Genomic DNA, 6000 nt, shown 5'->3' with positions numbered 1-6000 from the left:
TCAGCGCGGAGATCGGCAACACTCAACGTCACGCTAGAAAGATCCCTGTCTCGCCCTACTTGTGTCACAGAAGACTAGTTCGTCCCCATGTCTCCTCTGAGTCTGACAGAGAGGGTTGCGCGGGGGTCGGGTGAGTGCTCCCCGCGCACGCGGGGATGGTCCCCCGCGACGACCACTGCAGATCGCTCGCGGATCGTGCTCCCCGCGCACGCGGGGATGGTCCCTACGACCCCACCCGCGGCGCGGACGGGTCGTTGTGCTCCCCGCGCACGCGGGGATGGTCCCGCCTGCTGCACATCCATGCGCAGGCCGAGAAGGTGCTCCCCGCGCACGCGGGGATGGTCCCGACCCGCCCCCAGCACCGACCAGTTGGTGTGGAGTGCTCCCCGCGCACGCGGGGATGGTCCCGTGCTGGCGGGTGGTCTGCGGTGACGGCGCTGGTGCTCCCCGCGCACGCGGGGATGGTCCCTCGACCGGGAGCGTGTACGGCGCGGACCCGTTGTGCTCCCCGCGCACGCGGGGAGGGTCCCGCGGTCGCGACTCTGGTGATGGGTTTGGCGGTGTGCTCCCCGCGCACGCGGGGATGGTCCCCCCGAGGAGGACGACATGCCCAGCGCGGAAGAGTGCTCCCCGCGCACGCGGGGATGGTCCCTGCGTGCAGCGATCCGGCTCCGCGACCTGTACGTGCTCCCCGCGCACGCGGGGATGGTCCCGGCGACAACGCCACGGTGAGGCTCGGCGTCCAGTGCTCCCCGCGCACGCGGGGATGGTCCCCAGGGGGTTGGCGTGTGACGTGCCCGACGTGGGTGCTCCCCGCGCACGCGGGGATGGTCCCGGCCGGTGCCGGGCCAGTCGAAGTAGCGCGTTGTGCTTCCCGCGCACGCGGGGATGGTCCCTCGCGGGTGCCGGCGCCCTGGTGGGCGTGGTAGTGCTCCCCGCGCACGCGGGGATGGTCCCCCGCACACCTACCCCCTGACCAGCACCGCCAGGTGCTCCCCGCGCACGCGGGGATGGTCCCTACCCGACCACGGGCGAGACGCAGATACGGATGTGCTCCCCGCGCACGCGGGGATGGTCCCCAGCAGGCGAACGCACAGCGGGTGTGCTGTCCGTGCTCCCCGCGCACGCGGGGATGGTCCCGGGCGATGAGCAACGTGACCTGGCCGAGCATCGTGCTCCCCGCGCACGCGGGGATGGCCCCGGGCGATGAGCAACGTGACCTGGCCGAGCATCGTGCTCCCCGCGCACGCGGGGATGGTCCCATCCGAGACGGGAAGGTCAAGACCTGATGAGCGTGCTCCCCGCGCACGCGGGAATGGTCCCTCGCGGGTGCTTGCTCCTTTGGTTCGTCTCGTAGTGCTCCCCGCGCATGAGGGAATGGTGCTCGGGGTTGGACGCGAGCAAGAGGGACGGGGCAGTTCTGTTGAGCGCTTTGCGCATGGTCCATGGCGTCCCACCAGCAGCGGTCGCGGGCCAACAACGTGGCGTGCTCTCCGTGTCCGGGAGGGCGCGGCCATGCAGCCTGGGCGTTCGGCCGCGTGGCCTAGCGAATGTGCCTAGGCGCGGACAGGAAGGTGGGATGCCCTTCGCCCCGCGGCTTCAAGCGAATTTCCTCATCATTGTTCAGAGTGACCGTCGAATGTCATTGGTTCTTGGTGCTGGTAGCGGTGATATTGCTTGGCGAGGACGTCGATGGGGAGCAGGGGCCAGCGGGTGACGGTGCCGGTGGTCTTGTCGATGACGAGGGTAGTTGGGGTCTCGAGGGTGGGAACGGGTGGTGGCTCGGGGATGGTGGTCAGGATTGGGATGGCCTGGTAGCCGTCCTCGAATTCTTGGATGTGGATGAGGATCGGTTCGTCGTGGCGGGCAGGCAAGTGGAGGTGGGCTCGGCGCCAGGCCTCGGCCGGGCCAACTGAGATGCCGTTTGGGAGGGTGGGAACCAGGGCCTTTCCGCAATGCTGGCAGCCGTGCTGGCCGGATGGGCCCTCGTGCTCGCGATGCGCTTCGATGACCACCATCAGAGCATCTTCGGCGCTGACCAGGAGGTCATGGACACGGCAGAGGAAGGCGATGGTGTTGGCGTCAGGGTCGCCCGTCCTTATCAGCCGATCGAAGACCTGGTTGATGCCGTTGCTGGCGACTCGTCCTGCGAAAGCTCTGATGTCTTCGGTGGCTCGTGCTAGGCGGGCGTGAAGGTCGGCGGCTTTGTGCATGGAGATTCCTGGAATGTGGGCGTTGCGTGGGCCGGGGACGCGGCGTATGGGAGGTGTCGACGCGTCCCCGGGGAGTGGCGCCGGAGCTTGGTCCGGGAGGTGTCGGCCGCGTTCAGGCCGGTGATGCGGAAGCGGATGCCGTTTCGTGGCAACTGACGATGCGTTCGGCGACTTCCTGCAGGTCGATCAGCGGCTGGCGGGTGTAGCCCTGGCTGCTGCGCCAGGAGAAGGCGTTCGGCTCTACCCAGATGTTCAGGGCTCCGACGTTGATGAGCGAAATGCCGTTGTCGTCGCAGCGGCAGGCGGCGGGCACGCCGCGGGCCCTCAGGACTTCGGAGAGTCGACCTGCTGCGACCGCAGGGATGATGACGCGTTTGGCCGCCGGCCATCCGGTAGGGAGGGTGAGCGTAAACCAGACACACTTACCCACCGAGGTGGTGAGACGGGAGCGGGTGTGGTGGGTGCCCGTGTTGGAGGAGAGGGCCGCGACGATGGCCAGGCCCTTGCCGTGTTCGTCGAGTAGGTCGGCGTTGTGGGAGACGGGCCACGTTTCGCAGTGAGTGTCGAATACGGAAACGACCAGTTCGGGGGCGGGGCGGGTGCGCGCCCAGACCCACAGTTCTGGGCGCGATGTCGAGGGTGCGTGCGCGTGCGCGTTGGTGGCCAGTTCGGACACCGCGAGCTTGGCGTCTTCGATCGAGTCGGCGGTGAAGTTGAGTTCGCGCATCGTTGCGGTGAGGAGTGAGCGCGCTTGGGACGCGCAGCGCGCGTCTCCGGGTAGCTGGAACGCGCAAGCTCCACCAGGCGGGATGTCGGCGGGTCGGCCAGTCAGCATCGGCCGCTCCTGCCGAGCGTCCTGGGCATGGAGTGGCGACCGCGGCATCTGCCCCTCTTCCGGGAGGGCCTGCGACTGGAAAGGGCCTGCGCAGCAGGTGGTAGGTACGAAGTGGCGCTTCTGTGCAGTGCTCTGTGCGACGGCATTTGCGGCCGACGGCGCTGCGGCAGACGGGGCATGCGGAAGTCGAGCCGACGACTCAGGGCTTCTGGTGTGGCGCCCTCGACCAGTCCGGGCGTGCCGTCCTGTGCGTGGGTCAAGGCCCAGTAGCTTCCGGTGTACTCGCCGAACCAGACCGTTGCCACGGGGAACTGCTCGCCGATTTCGGCGATGGCCCGATCAGGGTCGATGTCGCCTGCCCAGGGCGCCGGTGACGTCATGGTTGGCGTGATCGGCGTCGAGGGTCGTCGTCGGACGGGGACGGGTGGGCGCTCCAGGGTGGCCGTCATCGCCTGGACGGGTGACGGATTCGTACGATCGTGCATAGTCGGACCTCCTGCGTCCGATCAGGCCCCGGCCGGTGTTGCCGCACCGCGTCCGGGGCTGCCCTTCTTCGGGGGTCACATCGAAAGAGCAGCGAAACCGGCCACTTCCGGTTTCATCACTCCCGCTCTGCAATCGAGTGAGTACGACCCCAGCATGCACAGCGAACATGTGCTGCACAAGTGTGCCGACCGTTGGACGCCAGGCTTGCATGGATATGTCCGCGATATTCTTCGCCTAAGCTTCGCGGCTCCTGCCTCGCGACGACGAGCGGCACTTGCGCCGGGTAGCTTGTGCCACGCAAGCAACAGGGGGATCTATGCCGCAGCCTGGAGTCACAACCGTTCGGATGCGCCGACTCGGCTCCGAACTCCGCAAGCTGAGAGAGAACGCCGGCTACACCATCGAACAGGTCGCCGAACACCTGGAGTGCTCGCCCTCACGGGTAAGCCGCATCGAGACGGGCAAGGCGCAACCACCGAAGCAACGGGAGATCCGTGACCTGCTGGACCTGTTCGGCGCGACGGATGCCCGCACCAGGGACACGCTTCTTCAACTGGCCAAGGAGGCGGCGCAACCAGGCTGGTACAGCGAGTTCCAGGACGTCTTTCCGCCCCGCTTCGGCTCCTACATCGGGTTGGAGAGCGAGGCCGCTGAGCTGCGGCATTTCGACAACCAGCTCGTCCACGGGCTACTGCAGACCCCCGAGTACGCTCGCGAGGTCCTGCAGACGACCCTCCCCGGTGAGGCTCCCAAGACGATCGACCGCTTGCTGGAGCTCCGGCTTGCCCGACAGCAGATTCTCGGCCGCGCGACACCGACGTTCGCCCTGTGGGTGATCTTGGACGAGAACGTGTTCCGCAGACCGATCGGTGATGCCGCGGTGATGCGCGGGCAGGTAAGCCGCCTGCTCGATGCGATCGAGACTCCCAACATCACCGTGCAGGTTCTACCCTTCGATAAAGGTGGACATGTCGGCCTCGACGGGCCGTTCTCGCTACTCGGCTTCCCCGAGCCCACCGACCCGGACGTCGTCTACGTCGAGAGCCAGGCCGGCAACGCCTACCTGGAGCAACCGCACCAGGTGAGCCGCATGAACACCAAGTTCAACCTACTGGTGGCAGCGGCGCTCGACCCCCGCGAGACGGGAGCCTTCCTGCGCGGGATCGAAAAGGAGACTCGATGACCAAACCAGCCCCCTACGCTCTGAGATGGCGCAAAGCCACGGCCAGCCAAGGTAGCCAAGGTTGCGTCGAACTGGCTCCGCTCGCCGGCGGCCTGGTGGTCCGCGACTCCAAGAACCCTGACGGCCCTACGCTCCTCTTTGGCCGCAGCGCGTGGTGCGAATTGACCGACCGCGTGAACCGCGGAGAATTCGACCTTTAGAGTTTGTCCCGCCTTGCCTAGCTTGCCGGGTTCCTGGCGAGCGTCGGCATGGACATGAGCTGGGCGAAGGCATCGGGTCTCGACAGCAGCGGCAGGCGCTCGGGCATCTGTGGGCCGGTGGCGCTTGCGGTGACCTCGCCACCAGTTGAGACCGTGACGGGAGCTTGGGTCCGGGCCGATAGAGATACGACAGTGAGTTGGCCCTGTTGGTGAGCGGGGAGCGCCCGAAGGTCTTCGACCTCGTCGTCGTAGGTGATGAGGAGGCACCGGGACGGGCCTTGGCGAGCCAAGTAAGTGCGAGTCTGCGCCGGGTCGTCGATGACAGTGAGGCCGGGAATCCGGTCGTCTTGCAGAGTGCCCATGTCCGTGCCGAACAGGCGCCACGCATCGGGGCGGCTGAGGACGAGTTCGGTGGCGTTGCTTTGGCGGCTGAGGATGGCGTCCACGACGAGGTGACGGACAGCGTCTTCAGCTCCCGGGCCGCCGAGCGAAATGCTTTTCGTGGCGAAGTGCGTGATTCGAGTTTCTACGCCAGTTGGGGTGCCCTGGAAGGACGTCGTTGCCGTCGGCGTCCCTTTAAGTCGCGTATAGCGTTTGATGCGCTCGAAACTCGATGTCGCTGCCTGGGTGACCGTCTGCCGCCGTCTGCCCACGTAGGCGGCGCCGCCGATTAGGGCGAGGAGCGCGAAGGCCCCAGCCCATCCGGCCAGTCCAGGCACATCGTCCTCCGGGCTGGTGGGCGACGTCGGGGTAGGGGTGTTCACGGGCGCCTTCGCCGTCTCTGTCGGGATGGCAGGTTGCGGGCTGCTGGACGGCTCAACGTCAGCCCGGCTTGATGGGCTGATCCGTTCGGTCGTACGGGGTTCCGTACGTGACGGTGGGGACGGCGTGTGGTTCGGCTGGTGCTTCTCGGTTCCGCGACGTGGGTGCTTTGAAGCTTGATCCTGTCTAGGGCGCTTGGACGCTTTTGGGATCGAGTCGCGGAACACGTCGCCCCAGTCGGGGTCACGGCCGGTCCTGATGCTCCGTAGCGCTTCTTTCCGGGCGCGGCGGCAGATCTTGTCTCGGTCGACGTACTTGTCG

General features: G+C 67.1%; 5 protein-coding genes and 1 CRISPR repeat array. Of the genes, 2 read left to right on the top strand and 3 right to left on the bottom strand.

Features of this window, described 5'->3' with window-relative positions:
• Positions 1-134: 134 nt before the first annotated feature.
• Positions 135-1385: a CRISPR direct-repeat array (repeat unit 29 nt; unit sequence GTGCTCCCCGCGCACGCGGGGATGGTCCC).
• 231 nt (positions 1386-1616) lie between these two features.
• Together AB0C35_RS37495 and AB0C35_RS37490 are read right to left on the bottom strand one after the other, a co-directional pair.
• Complete coding sequence (locus tag AB0C35_RS37495; protein ID WP_358466725.1) at positions 1617-2213, bottom strand: hypothetical protein; 597 nt, start codon at positions 2211-2213, stop codon at positions 1617-1619.
• 112 nt (positions 2214-2325) lie between these two features.
• Entirely contained in the window at positions 2326-3048 is a 723-nt protein-coding gene (locus AB0C35_RS37490) for an ATP-binding protein (RefSeq protein ID WP_358466723.1), read from the bottom strand.
• An 832-nt stretch (positions 3049-3880) separates the two neighbouring features.
• Between AB0C35_RS37490 and AB0C35_RS37485 the strand changes: the two genes are divergently transcribed.
• Positions 3881-4717 (top strand): helix-turn-helix transcriptional regulator, encoded by an 837-nt coding sequence (locus AB0C35_RS37485; protein ID WP_358466721.1) that lies wholly within the window; start codon positions 3881-3883, stop codon positions 4715-4717.
• The gene (locus AB0C35_RS37480) at positions 4714-4917 is read left to right on the top strand and encodes a DUF397 domain-containing protein (protein ID WP_358466719.1); all 204 of its coding nucleotides are present in this window, start codon (positions 4714-4716) and stop codon (positions 4915-4917) included. Before AB0C35_RS37485 ends, AB0C35_RS37480 begins: the two co-directional genes overlap by 4 nt.
• Before the next feature lie 17 nt (positions 4918-4934).
• Here the strand turns inward: AB0C35_RS37480 and AB0C35_RS37475 are convergent, their stop codons facing one another.
• Entirely contained in the window at positions 4935-5681 is a 747-nt protein-coding gene (locus AB0C35_RS37475; RefSeq protein ID WP_358466717.1) for a hypothetical protein, read from the bottom strand.
• Positions 5682-6000: the final 319 nt, after the last annotated feature.

This window comes from Spirillospora sp. NPDC048819 (assembly GCF_040650055.1).
In the GTDB taxonomy this organism is placed as follows: Bacteria; Actinomycetota; Actinomycetes; order Streptosporangiales; family Streptosporangiaceae; genus Spirillospora.
Note: the sequence above shows the minus strand (reverse complement) of the source record. Positions and strands in the feature narration are given on the sequence as shown.

What these genes read in the sequence shown, in the direction of transcription:
- AB0C35_RS37495 (WP_358466725.1), bottom strand. Translation starts at nt 2,213, where the DNA reads ATGCACAAAGCCGCCGACCTTCACGCCCGCCTAGCACGAGCCACCGAA.
- AB0C35_RS37490 (WP_358466723.1), bottom strand. Translation starts at nt 3,048, where the DNA reads ATGCTGACTGGCCGACCCGCCGACATCCCGCCTGGTGGAGCTTGCGCG.
- AB0C35_RS37485 (WP_358466721.1), top strand. Translation starts at nt 3,881, where the DNA reads ATGCGCCGACTCGGCTCCGAACTCCGCAAGCTGAGAGAGAACGCCGGC.
- AB0C35_RS37480 (WP_358466719.1), top strand. Translation starts at nt 4,714, where the DNA reads ATGACCAAACCAGCCCCCTACGCTCTGAGATGGCGCAAAGCCACGGCC.